We start from the raw sequence: 18429 nt of genomic DNA on the forward strand, positions 1-18429 counted from the left end.
GACGCCCCGCCCGTCATCGCCGCCGCGGGCGCCCCTTCTACAGTGGCCCGGTGACCTTGCCATCCGTTCGGACCCCGCGTGACGCCACCGATGTGCTGCGCCGGGTCTTCGGCTACGAGTCCTTCCGCGACGGTCAGCGCCAGATCATCGAGCACGTCGTCGGCGGTGGTGACGCGCTGGTGCTGATGCCGACGGGGGGCGGCAAGTCACTGTGCTACCAGATTCCGGCGCTGGTGCGCCCGGGCACCGGCGTGGTCGTCTCACCGCTGATCGCGCTCATGCAGGACCAGGTGGACGCGTTGCGCGCGCTGGGCGTCCAGGCGGGCTTCCTCAACTCCACCCAGGACGACGGCGCCCGCCGCGAGGTGGAGGCCGCGTTCGTCGACGGGGAGCTCGACCTGCTCTACCTGGCCCCCGAGCGGCTACGGCTGCGTTCCACCGCGGAGCTGCTCGACCGGGGCGAGATCGCGTTGTTCGCGATCGACGAGGCGCACTGTGTCGCGCAGTGGGGGCACGACTTCCGTCCCGACTACCTGCTGCTGTCCGAGCTGCGCCAGCGCTGGCCCGAGGTGCCCCGCATCGCGCTGACCGCCACCGCCACACCGGCGACCCACAAGGAGATCACCACCCGGCTCGGGCTGGAGAACGCCCAGCACTTCGTCGCGGACTTCGACCGCCCCAACATCCAGTACCGCATGGTGGCGAAGCGGGAGCCGAAGGCGCAGCTGCTGGAGTTCCTGCGCACCGAACACGCGGCGGACGCGGGCATCGTCTACTGCCTGTCCCGCTCCTCGGTGGAGAAGACGGCGGACTACCTGGTCGCCAACGGCATCACCGCACTGCCCTACCACGCCGGTCTCGACGCGCGGGTCCGTGCCGAGCACCAGGCCCGGTTCCTGCGGGAGGACGGCCTGGTGATGGTCGCGACCATCGCCTTCGGGATGGGTATCGACAAGCCGGACGTGCGGTTCGTCGCCCATCTCGACCTGCCCAAGTCGATCGAGGGCTACTACCAGGAGACGGGGCGCGCGGGCCGGGATGGTCAGCGCGCCACCGCGTGGCTCGCCTACGGCCTGCAGGATGTCGTCCAGCTCCGGCGGCTCATCGAGGCCTCGGAGGGCGACGCCGCGCACCGCCGGCGCCTCAGCCACCACCTCGACTCGATGCTCGCGCTGTGCGAGACGGTCGAATGCCGCCGCATCGGGCTGCTGTCGTACTTCGGGCAGCAGTTGTCGGCCCCGTGCGGGAACTGCGACACCTGCCTGCACCCGCAGCAGACCTGGGACGCGACCGTGCCCGCGCAGAAGCTGCTTTCGGCGGTGCTACGGCTGCAGCGGGAACGCCGGCAGAAGTTCGGTGCCGGCCACCTCATCGACATCCTGCTGGGCCGGCGTACCCCCAAGGTCAGCCAGCACAGTCACGACACTCTGACCGTGTTCGGTATCGGCACCGAACTCAGCGAGGCCGCCTGGCGCGGAGTCGTCCGCCAGCTGTTGGCGCAGGGGCTGCTGGCGGTGGAGGGCGAGCACGGCACGCTGCTGCTCACCGACACGAGCGCGGAGGTCCTGCGCAAGGAGCGGGTCGTGTCGATGCGGCGCGAACCCGAGCGTGCGCCCCGTGCGGCCGGCGGAGGCGGCGCAGGCGGCGCGGCGCCCAAGGCCCGTCGCGCCGAGCCGGTCGAGCTTTCCGCGCAGGCGCAGCCGGTGTTCGAACGGCTGCGGTCCTGGCGGGGGGCGACCGCCAAGGAACTGGGCATCCCCGCCTACATGATCTTCCATGACGCCACCCTGCGCGAGATCGCCACCCGAACACCGACCTCGCTCACGGAGCTCGCGGCCATCAGTGGTGTCGGCGAGAACAAGCTCGCCAAGTTCGGGCAGCAGATCCTCGACACCCTCACCGAGGCCGAGAAGCCCAGCGGGACGGACCCTGCCGAACCGGAGGTGACCGAGCCGGAGCCGGCCTGACCTCGCCGCCGGGCGCGGCTCAGACCGGCTCAGATCGGCTCGTGCCGGCGGATCTTCTCCTGCAGGCGGATCGTCGCCGGGCCCGGGGCCACCCGCAGTTCGCGGGCCAGCACCTCGGCGCAGGTACGGAACTGCAGCAACGCCAGATGGGGCTGGCCCTGCCGGCTGTGGCAGCGCATCAGGCGGCGGTGCGCGTCCTCCCGGCACGGGTCACGGTCGAGGATCTGCCGGCACAGCAACGCGCACATCGCGTAACGCCGGTTACCGAGGTACAGCGAGCTGAGCTGGTCGAGGGCCTCGAGATAGGTCAGGCGGAACTGCTCCCGCGGCAGCACCATCCAGTCGTCGGTCCGCGTGCCAGCCAGGAAGTCGCCCCGGTAGAGCGCGACCGCCGCCTCCCACTCGGCCACCGCGTCGTCGCCCCGTCCCAGGTCGGTGAGCCGCCGTCCCGCCCGCACATGGTGTTCGAACACGTCCGCGTCGACCGAGACCGCCACGTCGGGGGCAAGGCGGTAGATGCCGCGTTCGAACACCACGACCGGGCCTCGGGTCGTCTCCCGCAGCACCCGGCGCAGGCCGGAGACCGCGACCTGGAGGCTGTTGCGTGCCGCGGCGGGATCCACGCCCGGCCACAACACCTCCATGACGACCTCACGCACAGGCGTGTCAGCGCGGTGCAACACCAGGTAGGCCAGCAGCGCACGCTGCCGTGAGCCCCAGCCCGCCACCGGCCGCCCGTTCACCGCGACCGACAGCGGGCCCAGGACATGGACGACCATCTCCGGCCGGGCGCAGCCGTCCATCGCGGCGTCGGCCGGACGGCGCTGCGTGACGACAGTCAGGTCCACCGACAACTCGGTCGCTGTCTGACCGCCCTCATCGGTCGGATCGCCACCTGCCTCGCCAGCCGCGGCGGCACCGGCCGCCGGGCCCGGTTCCTCCGCGAACTTCGGCGCGCTGAAAGCCGTGGACAGGTGCGCGCGCAGCAACGCCATGGTCGCCTCCTCCGAACGGGCGAGCTCCGCCGCGGCCGCGGCATGCTCACGCCTGTCCCGGCGGAGGTCGACGACCCGCCGAACCAACCGGTCCGCCTCGGCCACCATGGGCGATCCGCTGGCCAGGCCCGTCGGCACCGCCTTCACGGCGGCTTGGAAGAATCCCGCCGCGGTCTCCGGATCGCCGCCCAGCACATGGAGCCCGCCCAGATGCCAGGCCGCGGCGGCCTCCACCGTCGCGTCGCCGGACACCCGGGCGAGCGCCTCGGCCTGTTCGGCACGGCTGGTCGCGCCAGCCAGATCACCGGTGATCGCGGTGAGCCGGCTGGCGGCGAGGAGCCGCCGGGAGGCCGCCTCGGGCGGCCCGTGCTCCCCGCGATGGCCGTGACGACCGTGCTGCCCCGACGGCCCGGGCAGCCCGGGTATCCCCTCCTGCCGGTGCGGTGCATTCTGCCGGTGCTGCCCGGCCGTTGCCGTCATGTCGAGCCAGCATCGGGCGAGATCTGTCCGGCCTCGGGAGAACGCGACATGGGCGGCCGCGTCCAGCAGGACCGGTTCGGCCTCCAGGGCATCGGCGGAAAGCCCGTCCAGCCAACGCCCGAGGGTGCCCCACTGACCACTGGCGATCAGGTCGTCAGCCACCTGGCGCAGTGCCCACACCAGGGTCGGTTGATCGTCAAGGCCGGCAAGCATCGGAATCGCGCGTTCGACGGCACCACGCCGCAGCAGGCCAAGCGCGATCCCGCGCTCCGTGTCACGGTCCAGGTGGCCATCGCCGGCGAGGGCGGCGGCCAGCGGCGCCTGCCAGACGGTCCGGATGCGTGACCAGCCGCCGACGAGTGGCTGGAACCAGGGCCCCTGGATCTGCCCGTACACGCGGTCGTGTTCGTGATCGTGGTCGTCCACCGCCGCATAGCCCACCCGCAGGATCCGGGCCAGGGCGCGGCGCGAGCCCGCGTCAACGCGGGACAGGGCTGTCTGAGCCACCGCTGTCAGTACCTCGGGCAGCGAGGAGGCACGCAAGACGCGGATGATCTCGCTGTCCGTGAGCGACGATTGGGCGAAGGCGAGCGCGGCGCGGACGGCGGCGGACCGGCGCAGCAGAGTGGCGGCACGCCACCGCCACCGGCCGAGACCGGCGGGCAGGGCGACCGCGGGATCAGGCGCCTCCAACTGCGCAGCGGTGGGCGCCCGGTCGGCTTTCAGCACACCGGCGCCCGGCAGCGTCGCGTGCCCGATCACGACCCGCGGCGTCGCCGCCGGCAGTGCCGGGAGGACATATCTGCAGGCCAGCTCCAGGGACGGACCGTGCGGGTCCACGCGGTCCGCGTTCTCCAGGACCAGCGCCGCGTCCGACGGGAGCTGGTCGGCCAGCGCCGCTCCGAGGGCCTGGTAGAGCCCGTCCCAGCCGAAGATCGGCCCCGGCCACGCACCGGACCGTGCCAGCAGCGCGGCGCCGAAGCCGGGTAGCTGGCGCCGCACCGCGGCCACCATCGTCATGAGCAGGGTCGCGGGGTCGCGGTCCTCGACACCGAGGCGCAGCCAGACCGGCCGCCGCCCCACTTCCGTCAGGGCTGTCGCCAAACCCTCGGTAAGCAGGCTTCCCGGTGCGGCCACAAGGACGGTAACGCCGCCGCGCGCCGCCTCCGTGAATACCGAATGTGTGGCCACGTCCTGGCCCGCGACGGGCTCCAGCATCTTGCCCGCAAGCATACGTCCCCCAGCTGCCCATCCCCCGGAAGCGCTGTCGAGCAGCAGGCAACATCTTTATCACTTGCGGATCAGAAATACTCGGTCTTTTCGCCGGCCTGGCGACGAGAGCAACCGTCCAGCCGCCTATGCCGCTCATGGTGCGCCACAGGGATGACCGTTTGTTTCCTGCGGCGACCAGGCTGCCTGGTTCCTCGCGCACCTCGTCATCGGCGACGACGAAGAACTCGCCACGCAGTGGCACGGGTGATTCCAGGTCACTGACCAGCGGTGATCGACCGACGGCACCCCCGACGCGGCCCCTTAACCAGAACGCGCCGAGCCTTAAGCCCGACCAGCAAGATCATTAATTGGGTCGGTTTAGACAGAGTGCCATACCCGGCTCGCCCGGCGGCGAGCGACAAACCGACATGAGGGGACATCGAGCGGTGCCACGATCCGGAGAACCACAGGGAAAGATCGAGATCAGCGATGTCGTCCAGATCGCCGATGACAGTGGAATCAGCCCGCCCAGCATCATCGAGCTGGGGGATCCGTTCAAGCTGTGGGTCGAGTTCTCGTTGTTGACCCCCGACCTCCACCTGCTCGAGGATTTCCTCAGCTACGAGGTCCGATACTGGGCGAACGCAGTCGACGCACCGCGCCCGCCGTATGTGATCGCGCCCCGTAAGGAGTCCACGGTCTTCGGGAGGCACGTCTATTCGCAGGCGGAGACCGAGCGGGAGATACCCGCCGGCAGCCTGCCGCCCGGCATCTACCAGATCGGCGCGTTCGTCAAGTTCACCCTGGTCAGCCCGGTCGCCACCGAGCGTCGATTCCCGCTGGCGGCGGACACCGAGCCGCGCTACCTCCACATCTACGAGCCGTAGCCGACCCGTAGCGACGGTGACCGGCCTGGAGACCACGCGTCCCGGCCGCCACAGCACCTTGGTGGCGGCCGGGACACGCCCACAGCACGCCACTGCGCGGCCAGTCTCCCGGCCGCCCCCGCCGGCGCGAACACCGGAACAAGAGGCGAAGTGCCGCGCGGACGCGGGCGTGAACCCGCGAGGACCCCGATGGCGCGAAATCCAGGGTCTGGCGGTGGGAACGCCGGGCACCTACCGGCCCCGACGATCTCCGATATCACGACAGGGCCCGCCTGAATGCGCGTCGAGTCTTTGCCCGCAACCCCACCGAACACGTCAGCGAGAATGACATGAGATATTCCGGTGAACAGCTCGATCCGACGGGGAACCGGACAGGCGAGATCCCCCTTCAGACCGGTTTTCCCGCAACGGACGACCCGGCAGGAGAACAGCACGCCGAGGGTCCGCAGACGTCCCAACCGCAGACCGAAAGCGGCGGGGAGCCGACCGGAGAGGGACAGCGTGAGGAAAGTTTCGTGCTTCGACTCCTGGTCGATGCGGACGGGGTCCGCAGCACCAGCATCCGCGCGGTGCGGGGGCAGGCCGAAGCACGCTGGCCGTCCTGGCGGCCCGCCGAGCTGGTTACCTTTGTCGAATCCCAGCTGACAGGTCTCACCCGTCCGCCCATGAGCCAGGATCGGACGGGCGCCACGGTCGCTATCCCCCAGATCACACCGACCCACCTGGATCTCCTTGCCGAGGTCAGGCCGAGCTCGCCGACGGCTGGATCTCCCTTTGACGTCCGGCTCTTTCTACACGTTGGAGAAAGGCCGTCGCCACACCGGTCAGACCAGCTCGAATTCCGGGCCGTCGCCCGGGTGAGCCCGCTGACCAGATCCATGCCGCATTCTGGTGCGGCGTGTTCCAGCGCCGAGATCAGCGTCGGCCAGGAGATGCCGTCACCGCTTCGCGCCCGCGGCACCGTGTCCGGAGCCGCGACGTCGATCCACCTGGCGGACCCGGGGCGCCCGGCCGGCCGATACCAGGTTGACGCGGTGGTCACAGTTCATATCCCAGGGGTCCGCCGCCCGGTCGGACTCGCCGGCATCGTCCCGTTGCATTTCGACATCTTCGAGAGTTGATATAGCGAAGATGGTCCGCCTGCCTGATCCGCACCCGGAGTATCCAGGAGGCCGTCGGACCTGACATCCACACCACACCCAACGGTGGTGACGGGCACGGACGCGGTGCCGCGACGTGGGGGCCACGCGGCGGGCCGGATACCTCGGGAGGCGAGATGTCGGATGCGAGGCCGTCGGACGCAGCCACTACCTGGCCGCCTACCGGTTCGCCTGCTCGTTCGCCTGCCCGTTCGTTCGGGCCCCACCATCCTGGACGGCTTTTGCACGTGCACCTGCACACACGGATCGGCGGAGTCCGTCTTTACGCACCGCGACCCTTCGGAGTACCCGGACGAATCAAACCGAAAACATCGGAAACACACCGGAGCATCAGGGAGATGATCGCCAAAAGTCGCAGTTGAACATAAACGAGACTTTCTGGTTGCATAGCCTCCCAACGGGGCCACCGGAGGCGGCTGGTTCCCAGACCCGACGAGAGCTGTGGGACGCGATGACGACGCGGGCACGAGATCTGCTCAACCGATCACGCGCGCTCCTGGGAGCATCCCGCGACAGCACCACCGATCGGCCCGCCCTCGAGGACGCGCCGAGCCCGCCCACGCGCGAGGCGGCTCGCAGCGAGCCCACCGCCGGCTCAGCGGTGGCCCCGACCCGGCCCGGGATCCGGGCTGTCGGGCTCGAGCGGCGCGCGATCCCGAGTACAACGGTCTCCCCCGGACTCGCCGCGACGGCCTCCGCGCCCGAGCCACCCACGACATCCCAGCCTCCCGCAGCATCCGAGCCGTCCACCACCGCCGAGGTGCTCTCCGCGATCTGCGCGGACATCGCGCTTCGTGACCTCAACCTCGTCGATCTTCTGCTCTCCCAGCTCGAGGAGATGGAGAGCGCCGAGGAGGACGCCGACCGGCTGGCGGAGCTGTACCGACTCGACCACCTCGCCGCCCGGCTGCGCCGCAACGCCGAGAACCTGCGTGTGCTCGCCGGTCACGATGCCAGCGAGGACTCCGCCGACAGCACCGCTTTCGTCGATGTCGTGCGCGCGGCGATGTCCTCCATCGACCATTTCTCCAGGGTCACGATCGGCAAGGTGGTCTCGCTCGGCATCATCGGGTTCGCCGCCGAGGACCTTGGGCGGGTCGTCGCCGAACTGTTGGACAACGCGACCAAGTCGTCCCCGCCCACCACGCCGGTGCGCGTCGGGGTCCATCTCACCGAGACCGGCAGCGCCCTGCTGCGGGTCGAGGACGAAGGCATCGGCCTGCCCCCGGAACGGCTCGAACAGTTCAACACGCGGCTGGCCGAGGAGCCTGTCCTGGATGACGACGCCGTGCGGCACATGGGTCTGGCCGTGGTCCACCGACTGGCGATTCGGCACGGCCTGCGGATCTGGCTGGACTCCCGCCAGCCCCACGGTACGACCGCCTCGGTGCTGATTCCGTCCGGGCTGGTCTGTGAGCTCCCCGAGGGCAACTGGTCAGGCACGCAGACGGTGCGCAGCCGTGAGGAGGCCGATTCCGATCGCGGTCGCCCCGAACCTCCCGGTGCCACGCTGCCCGCACCGCACAGCAACACGTTCCGACTGTCGGCCCTGCGCCGCGCAGCCGGGGTAGGGAACACGAGTCAGGGCACGGAGCAACGGCAACCGCCCTCGACGCTGTTCGGTGGGGCGGCGAAACCGACGTCTTCGGACGCCACCACGGCCGCCGGGCCCGTCCCGAGCACGGGTGACGGCGCAGGCCTGCCCGCCGGCCCGCCACCCCCGCATGCTCTGACGGACGGGACGACCGCGACCGGTCTGCCTCGCCGCGTATCCCGCAGCCTGCGAAACCCGGCGAGCCCCCCGGCCGGTGCCGCGGCGCTCCCCGCCGCGGCCGACGTGCCGGCAGCGGACGCACCAGCACCGCGGACGGCGGCGAAGTCCACAGCTGCCGAGTCCACCACTGCCGAGTCCACCACTGCCGAGCCCCCGGATGCGGATGCGGGCACAGCGACGACAGACCTGACAACGACCGACCCGACAACGACCGGATTACCGATCGGCGCAGACGCACCTGGCGTGAACGAGCACGATTCGAACGAATCCGATCCGGACAAGAACAAGCTGGACGGCAACGAACCCGGCGACACCCGCATCAACGGCACCGGGCTCAACGGCACCAAGCTCAACGGCACCAAGCTCAACGGCACGAAGCTCAACGGCACGAAGCTCGATGGCACCAAGCTCAACGGCAGCGGACCCCGTGGCCACGAGCCCAAGGCTTCCGACTCTGACTCACCGGCGGCTCGCACCGAACGCAGGGCCGCCGACCACGCGAGACTGCTCGCGGATCTCGACGCCTTCACCGAAGGCGAACGGACTGCGCACAAGCACCAGCGAGGGGACAAGGACCTGTGACGGATCAGATCCACCGCCCGGCGGACTTTGATTTCCGCTGGTTGATCAATGACTTCGTGGGCAAGGTCCATGGCGTCACCCATGCCCTGATCCTCTCCGCCGACGGGCTGTCCCTCACCGCCTCCGACGGCGTCTCGTCAGCGGAGCGCGACCAGCTCGCGGCGATCGCCAGCGCCATGATCAGCCTTGCCCGCAACAGCGCCCAGCTGTTCTCGAAGGGCACCTGCGAACAGATCATCGTCCGCCTGACCGGTGGCTACTTCCTGTTCATGGCCATCAACGACGGGGCCGGCCTCGCGGTGCTGACCGGTCCGGACTGCGACATGAAGGTGGTCGCCTATGAGATGACCCAGTTCGTGCTGCACGCCGGCCACGCGCTCACCCCGGAGCGGCGCGCGGATCTGCGTCGGGTGCTGGTGGCGCCCCAGATGCCGAGCCTGAGCTGAGCCGGGCAGGTCACGAGCCGGGAACGCCCGACATGACGACCAGTTCCGCGGGCGGCGCGCGGAACGCGCCGGGACCGGAGAAGAAACAGGGCTCGCGGAGCCGACGGATCCGCCCGTACGCCCTCACCGGCGGCCGTACCCGGACGCAGCACCCGCTGCTGATGGAGACGATGGTCTCCGTTCCGCAGTACGACCCGGCGCTCAGCGAGTCCCTCATGCCCGAGTCCCGGGTGCTCTACGAGCGGGCGCGGGGTCGGCTCTCGATCGCCGAGCTGTCCGCGCTGCTCTCGATCCCGCTGGGGGTCGTGCGCGTCCTGGTCGGTGATCTCGCCGCGCAGGGAGTGGTCCTCCTCCATCCCACCGCCGACACCTTCGACCATGATCACACCGTGTTGGAGAGGATCCTCAGTGGCCTGCGCGAGCTCCCCGCCTGACCGACCGCCGGCCGTAGGCCGGTTAGGCACCGCAGGTCCACCGGCTCCCGCGACCACACCGCCGGCTGCGCCTGCGGAGGCGTCGACCACCAGGCCGCCTGCACCGGAGGACATGTCCCAACCGCCGGCCATCTCGGCCAAGATCGTGATCGCCGGTGGATTCGGAGCCGGCAAGACCACGCTCGTCCGCTCGGTCTCCCAGATTCCGCCGCTGAGCACGGAGGCGTGGTTGACCGAGGCCAGCGAGGACATCGACGACCTGTCGTGGAGCGAGGCCAAGAGCACCACGACCGTGACCATGGACTTCGGCCGCATCTCGCTGTACCCGGATCTGATTCTCTATCTCTTCGGCACGCCGGGGCAGCCACGCTTCTGGTTCCTGTGGGACGACCTGTCCCGCGGCGCGCTGGGCGCCATCATCCTCGTCGACAGTCGCCGCCTGGACGAGTCCTTCACCGCGCTGAACTACTTCGAGAACGACTCCGAGCTGCCGTTCATCGTCGCGATCAACCGCTTCGACGGCAAGCTGTGGCACGAGGTTCCCGACGTCCGGGAGGCGCTGGGCCTGCGGCCGGAGGTCCCGCTCGTCACCTGTGACGCCAGGGACTCCGGCTCGACCGCGCAGGTTCTGCGCGATCTCGTCGAACACACGATGTCGCTCACGACGGAGTAGTCCACCGCGGCGGAACACCGGATCCCGCCCCGGCACCGCCGTCGCCAGCACCGGGCACCGGGCACCGGGCACCAACGACAGACGACCGCCGGCAGGCCTGCCGGCCCGCCAGCGGTTCAACCGCGACCGTCAGAGGTTGATCATGTGGCCGGCGAGGCCGTGGATCGCCTCCTGCAGGGCCTCGCTGAGGGTCGGGTGGGTGTGCACGTTGCGCGCGAGCTCGAACGCGGTGAGATCCCACTTCTGTGCGAGCGTGAGCTCCGGCAGCAGTTCGGAGACATCCGGGCCGATCAGGTGGCCGCCGAGCAGCTCCCCGTACTTCGTGTCGGAGATGAGCTTGACGAATCCGCTGGCGTCACCGAGACCGTGCGCCTTCCCGTTCGCGGTGAAGGGGAACTTCGCGACCTTGATGTCGTGCCCCTCCTCCCGCGCCTGCGCCTCGGTCAGGCCGAAGCTCGCGACCTGGGGCTGGCAGAACGTGGCGCGCGGCATCATCCGGTAGTCGCCGAGCGTCTTGGTCTCGGCGCCACCGATGGCCTCCGCGGCGACGACACCCTGCGCCTCGGCCACGTGGGCCAGCATCAGCTTCGCCGTCACGTCACCGATCGCGTAGATGTGCTCGACGTTGGTGCGCATGTGGTCGTCGATCGCGATCGCGCCACGGTCCGTCAGGGCGACGCCGGTGTTCTCCAGGCCGAAGCCCTCGACGTTCGGCGCGAACCCGATGGACATGAGGACCTTGTCGACCTCGAGCGAGCCCCGGGCACCGTCCTTGCCGGTGTACTCCACCGTCACCGACGAGCCGTTGTCCTTGACCGTCTCGACCTTGGTCGACGTCAGGATCGGCACGCCCAGCTTCTTGTACTGGCGCAGGATCTCCTTGGAGACGTCGGCGTCCTCGTTGGGCAGCGGGCGGTCGAGGAACTCGATGATGGTGACGTCGACACCGTAGTTGCGCAGGACGTAGGCGAACTCCATACCGATCGCCCCAGCACCGACGATCGCCATCGAACGCGGGAGTTCGCGGGTGAGAATCTGCGTCTCGTAGGTGACGACGTTGTCGGACAGCTCCACGCCGGGCAGCAGGCGCACCCGCGAGCCGGTCGCGATGATCACGCTGTCGAAGGTCACCTGGTCGCTGCCGCCGCCGGAGAGCGCCACGTCAAGGGTGTTCGGGTCGCGGAAGGTGCCACGGCCGGTGTACTCCGTGATCTTGTTCTTCTTCATCAGGAAGTGCACGCCCTTGACCCGGCCCTCCGCCACCTGGCGGCTGCGGTCGAACGCGGCGCCGAAGTCGAAGCTCACCTCCCCGGAGATACCGAAGGTCTTGGCCTCGTGGGCGAAGAGGTGGGCCAGCTCGGCGTTGCGCAGCAGCGCCTTGGAGGGGATGCAGCCGACGTTGAGGCACACGCCGCCCCAGTACTTCTCCTCGACAACGGCGACCGACATCCCGAGCTGCGCCGCCCGGATCGCGGCGACGTAGCCGCCGGGCCCGCCACCGAGGACAACCAGATCAAAGTGCGCTGCCATAGGTCCACCCTACGATCACATCGGACGCCGGTTCGTCGCGCGGCGCGGAGATTTCAACCACGCATGCTGCCAGCGCCATTCCAGTCACCCACAGATGGGCCTGCCGACGCACGAGGCATCACGACGTACCCGCCGGTGATCGTTCCGATCAGGCCGGACGGACTTTTCGCCCCGCACCGCCAGATATCACTCGCAACGGCTCGGGTCGCCCGTCCAGCGCGGCGGCCGTGACGGCGTCCGCCGGCAGGCCGACGAGGATGCGCAGGTCATCGTCGGCGGGCAGCTCCAGCGTCTCGACGGCGAGGTTCAGCGGGCCGGCCGTGGGATGCGACAGGCGGACGACGCCGCTGGCCGCGGGAAGGCCGGTCAGCGCGGTGATCCGGGCACCGAACGCGGCGCCGGCGGTGAGGGTGAGCTCGTCGGCGAGCGCCGCTACGTACCTGTCCGCGCGGAACGGGCCCTGCTTGATCGCTGCCACCATCTCGTCGGCGGCGCGGCTCCAGTCGGGCAGCACGGAACGGGCCCGGCTGTCGGTGAAGACGAAGCGCGCCACGTTCGGCACCTCGCCCACATCACCCACTTCACCCACGCCGCTGACCGCGACCGCACCACTGGCCGCACCCGCACCCGCACCCTCGCGGTCGCCAGGACTGCGCCAGCCGTCCAGCAGACCGGTCGGGCGGGCCAGCCGCTCGAACGCCACAGTGCAGGCCACAACGTCGGTCACCCGGTTCAGCACCACGGCGACGGTGGGCTCCAGGCGTTCCAGCAACGCCCGCAGGGCCGGCCGGAGCGCGGAGGTCGGTGCCGCGCCGCCCCGGCAGGTGAAGCCCGCCGTGGTGCCCTTGCTCAGCCGGTAGAGATGGACGCGCTCGCGCGGGGTGAGCCCGAGGACGTCGGCCAGCGTGGACAGCACCGCCGGGGACGGATGCCGGTCGCGCCCCTGCTCGAGCCGGGTCACGTATTCGACGCTGACCCCGGCGAGGGTGGCCACCTCGGAACGACGCAGCCCGGGGGTACGGCGCCGCGGGCCGACCGGCAGCCCGAGCTCGGCCGGGGACACCGCCTCCCGCCGGGCGCGCAGGAACGTGCCCAGCTCGTTTCCGTCCACGATCCGAACGGTAACCCGGAGACGGTGAGCTGATCGTGGCTCTGCCACTACCAGTCTCGGCCAGCCTCGGGCAGTACCAGTCTCGGGCAGTACCAGTCTCGGCGCGGCCTTCCGGCGCTGGCGGGCCGCTGGCAGCGTGACCGGCGTCCGATCAACAGGCCTTCGTCGAAGGAGCCGGGCAGATGTCCGAAGAGACCCTGGATCTTGCCGTGATCATCGGAAGCGTGCGGGAGGGGCGGTTCGGCCCCGTCGTGGCGCGGTGGTTCGTGGAGCAGGTGGAGCGGCATGGCAGCTACAACGTCGATCTGATCGACCTCGCCGACTTCCCGCTTCCACTCGCGCTGCCCGCGACGCCACCGGCTCTTCAACCGAACCTCACCCGCCCGCCGGCCATGGCGGAGCTGACCCGCCGCCTCGACGCGGCCGACGCCTACGTCATCGTGACGCCGGACTACAACCGCAGCTACCCCGCGTCGATCAAGGCGGCGATCGACTGGTACTACGAGCAGTGGCAGGCCAAGGCGGTCGGATTCGTCGGCTACAGCGGTGCCAGCGGCGGGCTGCTGGCGATCGAGCATCTGCGGCAGGTGCTCGGCGAACTGCACGCGCACACGCTGCGCGACCACGTCTCGTTTCCCCGGTACTACGAGCTGTTCGACAGTTCGGGCACACTGATCAACCCGCGGGAGCCGGAAGCCGCCGCGAAGGTTCTGCTCGATGAGCTCAGCTGGTGGGGCACCGCCCTGCGTGATGCCCGCCGCACCCGCGCGCGGATCTGATCAATCCGGGTGGCGCCGGCACCGGAGGATCGACGGCCGGTTCCGATCAGACGACCGGTTCCGATCAGACGACCAGTGCTGACCGGAGGACCAGTGCCGATCGCCTGACCCGGCCGGGCCGTTGCTCCCCGCCCCACCCTTCCGGGCGACCTGTCGGGGTGGCGGACGTCGCGAAGCCCCATCCGCTGACCAGGCCGGGGCCGATCACCCCGGCCCCGCTGTCCGCTGCCCGACACCTGCACTCCCCGCAGGTCGTGGGCCTGTGGCTGGCCGGCCGGGCCCGCCGTCACCGGCTCGGTTCGGCGCCCCGACGGGGGGTGGGTGCAGGTGGAACCGGAGCTACGCCACCCGCACGAACAGGCGGTTGGCCCGGTAGGCGCCCATAAGATGCGGATGACTGCTTTAAACCCATTTCTGATGACATGCCGTTGTCGATGACCGGATGACCTGGTCGTTCCCGACGACGATGTGATGTATCGATTTGGGCGCGGCCCCGGAAGGGGGACGATGAACAACACACCGCCAAGCGCGATCGGGATGGGTCCAGGCGAGCCGGCAGGGCACGCCAGTCGGATCGAACCCGTGCGCGATGCGGTGTTTACCCCGCTGACACCGCATGATCCGCACAGCGTGAGCCGCTATCTGCTGCGGGCCAGGATCGGCGAGGGCGGCATGGGCGCGGTGTACCTGTCGTACACCCCGGGGGGGCGCCCGATCGCGCTCAAGGTCGCGCGCCCGGAGCTGGCGGCCGATCCCGACTTCCGCAGCCGGTTCGCGAAAGAGGTCGCGATCGCACGCCGGGTGCAGGGCCCCTACACGGTTCCCGTCATCGACGCCGATCCCGAGGCCCTGCGCCCGTGGATCGCCACCGCCTATGTCGCCGCGCCGTCGCTGGCGGTCGCCGTCGTCCGGCAGGGCGCGCTGCCCTCGGCGACCGTTCTCATGCTGATCGCCGGCGTGGCCGAGGCGCTGCAGTCCATCCACCGGTCCGGTGTGATCCACCGTGACCTGAAACCCGGCAACGTCATCCTCGCCGACGACGGCCCACGGGTAATTGATTTTGGTGTCGCGCGGGCCATCGAAACCTCGACCGCCGCTATGACCCAAACGGGTGTACGCATAGGAACACCCGCATTCATGTCACCGGAACAGGTTCGCGGAAAGCAGATCGACGCCGCCGGCGACGTGTTCGCGCTTGGTTCGACCGCCTATTACGCGCTGACGGGGCGACCGCCGTTCGGATCCGACGCCGCAGTTTTTCACCGCATCGAGAACCAGCAGCCCGACTGGGAGCACTGCCCGGACAACGTGCGCGAGGTCCTCTCCCGCTGCCTGGCCAAGGATCCCGCGGAGCGGCCGACGTCCACCCAGGTTATCGAGCTGTGCCGGTCGGCGATCACCGACGACCTGTACCTCCAGACCGGGGGTGGCTGGCTGCCGCCGACGGTGGCGGCCGAGGTCACCCGCTACCGGATCTCCACGGTGCCGTCGCCGTCGACGACCATGCTCGCGACGCCTCCGTCGATGTTCCAGTCGGCGCCGACCGGTGCTCCGGACGCCATGGATGCCCTGGGCACGCCGTTCCCCAGTGAGCCCTCCCCCACCGATCTGATCGCGGGACCGCACCCCGCCTCCGCGCCCCTCCCCGCCGGTTCCGCCGCCGCACCGGCGGCTCCGGTGCCAGCGACCGCGCGGCCCCATCACTCGCCACGCGCCCTCGGCTCGGCCGGCGCGCCGCGGGCGCTCAACGCGGCGCCGGTGCCACGGGCCCTGTGCGCGCCTCGGGTGCCCAGGGCGCTGGAGGCCGCGAGCGCCCCCGCGGCTCTCACCGCGGGTTCCCAGGCTCCGCCGGACGTCTTCAGCTCCCAGGACCCCGACAGCGCCACCAACGTGGCCGCGGCGACCGCACGGGTTCCCGCCCACCTGCCAGGGCCAGCGGCAGCCGCGAGTACGGCCGCCGCGTTCGGCGCGGGAGCAAAGGCGGGGGCGGGAGCGGGGCCGAGCGGATCCGCGGCCATGCCGCCATCGGCGGCGTCGACCGCATCGGCCCGGTCGGTACGTCCGGCCAGCAGCACCGGCGACTCGGACAGCTCGAACAGCTCGGGCCACTCAGGCCGCTCGGACGACAGCAGCTCGGGCAGTTCAGGCAACTCCGGAGGCTCGGGCAGCTCCGGAGGCTCAGGGCACGTCTCGAACCACGGAGCCGGAGGAAGCGAGGGCGACGCCGAGGCCGACGCCGACGCAGGGGTGTCCCGGCGGCTCCGGCGACGGCGTCGGCGCCGGCTCATCACCTTCCTGATGGCCGTGCTCCTCGTCGTCAGCGCGGTGTTCGTCTGGGTGCTGTCGAAGCCCATGGGCGGCGGCGAGCCCGTGGCCCTGGTGGTCACACCATCACGGGAGAACGCGGCGGCCGACGAAACCCGGGTATCCCCGGCGACCTCCGCAGCCACCCGGGACGCCGAGGATCCATCGGACCCCGAGGAAACGTCAGACCCGGAGGAGACACCGGACCCGCGGACCTCGGCCGACGCTGGCGCCGGACCGGTCCGGGCGGTGCGGACGTCACCGCCCGCCGTCCAGCCGCTTGGATGCCCCGCCAAGCCCGTCACCAGGGTGAACAGTGATGGATTCGGCGTCCTGACCAAGGTCGGCGACCTTCGCGAGGGCCCGGCCGGGAGCTGCGACAGCCTCGGCACCTTCGTCCGCGGCCGGAAGTTCTGGCTGTGGTGCAACGTCGTGACGAAGTCCAACGAGGTCTGGTGGTGGGCACGGCTCGACGGAACCGAGACGTCCGGCTGGATCCGTGCGGACACGATGAAGATCACCTACGCCGACGACAACGACGACGCGAAGGTCGTCGTCTACAGCTGCGACGGCAAGCCCACCACACGCTAGCCCGGCGTACCTGCCCCGGGCTGCAGCCTTTGCTGTCGGACAAGAGTTGAGGATCGTGGTCGTCGAGACGGCCAAAGTCCCATGATCTTCGAGCGGTGATGTCGGGCCTCACCTCGGGAGGCCGTTGCGACCACGCAAGAGTTGAGGATCGTGGTCGCCGGAACGACCAAATTCATCACCTCTTGCTCGCAGCAAGCAGGTAGGTAGGTAGGCGGGCAGGCAGGCCCAAGAGAGCAAGCAGGCAGGCCGAAGAGGCAGCCCGGAGTAGCCACGGCTCAGGCCGCGGTCGGCTGATCCGCCGGGGATCGGCCCGCGGCGGCCGGCAGCTCCACCGCGAGCAGCGCGACGTCGTCGCTGAGGGCGGAGCGCGTCCAGTTCTGGACCTGCCGAACCAGGTCGTCGAGACAGTCCTCGAGCGGACGGTGCTGGCCCAGTGTCTGCCCCACAGCCGACGGGAGCGGGAAGAACTCCCGCGACTCGACGTTGCGGGCCTCGGCGATCCCGTCGGTGTAGAGCAGCAGGCGGTCGCCTGCTTCCAGCGCGAACGACGTCAGCGCGACGTCGCCGGCCAGCAGGCCCAGCGGTGATCGCCGGCCGACCGGGGTCAGCGTCGTCGTGGTCTCACCGCGTACCAGGAACGGGTCGGGATGCCCGGCGTTGACCAGATCCAGCTGGCCGTCGCGGATCTGCAGCACGACGGCGGTGACGAAGTCGTCGAAGCCGCTGACGTCGGCGACTTCCTCGTCCAGATCGGTCAGCACGGTTTCGATGTCGGGCCGGTGCTTGGCGACGAGCCGGAAGCAGCCCAGCACGCGGCTGGCGATCCGCACCGCGTCCAGGCCTTTGCCGCGGACATCCCCGACCAGCAGCCGGGTACCCCAGGGGCTGTCGACGACCTCGTACAGGTCGCCCCCCACCATCGCCTCGGCGGCGGCACTCTCGTAACGGACGGCGAGCTGCAGATCACCTGACGCGGTCGGCGCCATGGGCAGCACCGCCCGCTGAGCCACCTCGGCCACCCGGGTCACGTTCTGCAGCTTCACCTCGCGCTGCGTGTTGTACCGGCTGACGAAGACGGCCATCACACCGCCGACCGCGATGCCGGTCAGGCGCACCATCTGCGCGGCCAGACCGCCCTCGTTGACGGTGAACAACTCGTCGTGGATGCCGATCAGCACGCTGGCGGCCAAGGCCAGGGCCGCGTAGACCGTGGTGAGGAACGGGCCGGAAATCGTCGCCGCGAGCAACGGGGAGAGCACGGTCAGCTCCAGGATCGTCCAGCCGTCGCTGGCCAGCTGCAGAACGACGACCGCCACGAGCATCAGCAGCGGCGCCAGCCGCATCGCCCACCGGGCCGCGGGCCGGTCGCTGCCCCTGGACGAGGAGGACGGGCTCACCGCGACCGCGCCACGACGCCGGAGCGCCCCGCGACGCCGGTCAGCGCCGGCCAACCCGGCCACCCCGCCGTGCCGCGCTCAGATCCACCTTTTCCCTGTTCCCAGCC

General features: G+C 70.3%; 13 protein-coding genes. 9 read left to right on the forward strand and 4 right to left on the reverse strand.

Going from position 1 to position 18429, the window contains the following annotated elements:
- Positions 1-50 precede the first annotated feature (50 nt).
- The gene (recQ, locus tag AWX74_RS26920; protein WP_242666436.1) at positions 51-1967 is read left to right on the forward strand and encodes a DNA helicase RecQ; all 1917 of its coding nucleotides are present in this window, start codon (positions 51-53) and stop codon (positions 1965-1967) included.
- Between the two features lie 29 nt (positions 1968-1996).
- Here recQ and AWX74_RS26925 read toward each other — a convergent pair whose 3' ends face one another.
- Positions 1997-4546, reverse strand: a complete 2550-nt coding sequence (locus tag AWX74_RS26925) for an AfsR/SARP family transcriptional regulator (protein WP_242666437.1) — start codon at positions 4544-4546, stop codon at positions 1997-1999.
- Between the two features lie 554 nt (positions 4547-5100).
- Between AWX74_RS26925 and AWX74_RS26930 the strand changes: the two genes are divergently transcribed.
- The 6 genes from AWX74_RS26930 to AWX74_RS26955 all read left to right on the forward strand — a co-directional run bounded on the left by AWX74_RS26930 (position 5101) and on the right by AWX74_RS26955 (position 10610).
- Complete coding sequence (locus AWX74_RS26930; protein ID WP_091282746.1) at positions 5101-5541, forward strand: hypothetical protein; 441 nt, start codon at positions 5101-5103, stop codon at positions 5539-5541.
- Between the two features lie 515 nt (positions 5542-6056).
- A complete protein-coding gene (locus AWX74_RS26935; protein WP_091282748.1) occupies positions 6057-6662 on the forward strand; it encodes a hypothetical protein in 606 nt (201 codons plus the stop codon).
- A 490-nt stretch (positions 6663-7152) separates the two neighbouring features.
- Positions 7153-9057, forward strand: coding sequence for a sensor histidine kinase (locus AWX74_RS26940; protein WP_207550423.1), 1905 nt, complete (start codon positions 7153-7155; stop codon positions 9055-9057).
- Positions 9054-9503 carry a roadblock/LC7 domain-containing protein gene (locus AWX74_RS26945; protein WP_006544034.1) on the forward strand — a complete coding sequence of 150 codons (450 nt, stop codon included), beginning with the start codon at positions 9054-9056 and terminating at the stop codon, positions 9501-9503. The genes AWX74_RS26940 and AWX74_RS26945 overlap by 4 nt, the downstream gene beginning before the upstream one ends.
- A 32-nt stretch (positions 9504-9535) precedes the next feature.
- The gene (locus tag AWX74_RS26950) at positions 9536-9937 is read left to right on the forward strand and encodes a DUF742 domain-containing protein (protein WP_091282750.1); all 402 of its coding nucleotides are present in this window, start codon (positions 9536-9538) and stop codon (positions 9935-9937) included.
- 112 nt (positions 9938-10049) lie between these two features.
- Entirely contained in the window at positions 10050-10610 is a 561-nt protein-coding gene (locus AWX74_RS26955; protein WP_091282752.1) for a GTP-binding protein, read from the forward strand.
- Between the two features lie 129 nt (positions 10611-10739).
- Here the strand turns inward: AWX74_RS26955 and lpdA are convergent, their stop codons facing one another.
- Both lpdA and AWX74_RS26965 read right to left on the reverse strand, forming a co-directional pair.
- Positions 10740-12140 (reverse strand): dihydrolipoyl dehydrogenase, encoded by a 1401-nt coding sequence (gene lpdA / locus AWX74_RS26960; protein WP_091282754.1) that lies wholly within the window; start codon positions 12138-12140, stop codon positions 10740-10742.
- 148 nt (positions 12141-12288) lie between these two features.
- A complete protein-coding gene (locus tag AWX74_RS26965) occupies positions 12289-13251 on the reverse strand; it encodes a helix-turn-helix domain-containing protein (protein WP_091282755.1) in 963 nt (320 codons plus the stop codon).
- 182 nt (positions 13252-13433) lie between these two features.
- Here AWX74_RS26965 and AWX74_RS26970 point away from each other — a divergent pair, with 182 nt between their 5' ends.
- Complete coding sequence (locus AWX74_RS26970) at positions 13434-14030, forward strand: NADPH-dependent FMN reductase (protein ID WP_006544039.1); 597 nt, start codon at positions 13434-13436, stop codon at positions 14028-14030.
- 507 nt (positions 14031-14537) lie between these two features.
- Positions 14538-16925, forward strand: a complete 2388-nt coding sequence (locus AWX74_RS26975) for a serine/threonine-protein kinase (protein WP_091282756.1) — start codon at positions 14538-14540, stop codon at positions 16923-16925.
- 275 nt (positions 16926-17200) lie between these two features.
- On the opposite strand, the gene AWX74_RS26980 is transcribed toward AWX74_RS26975, so the two are convergent.
- Positions 17201-18268 carry a PP2C family protein-serine/threonine phosphatase gene (locus AWX74_RS26980; protein WP_091282854.1) on the reverse strand — a complete coding sequence of 356 codons (1068 nt, stop codon included), beginning with the start codon at positions 18266-18268 and terminating at the stop codon, positions 17201-17203.
- Positions 18269-18429: the final 161 nt, after the last annotated feature.

Origin of the sequence: Parafrankia irregularis, from assembly GCF_001536285.1 — a bacterium.
GTDB classification, from domain to species: Bacteria; Actinomycetota; Actinomycetes; order Frankiales; family Frankiaceae; genus Parafrankia; species Parafrankia irregularis.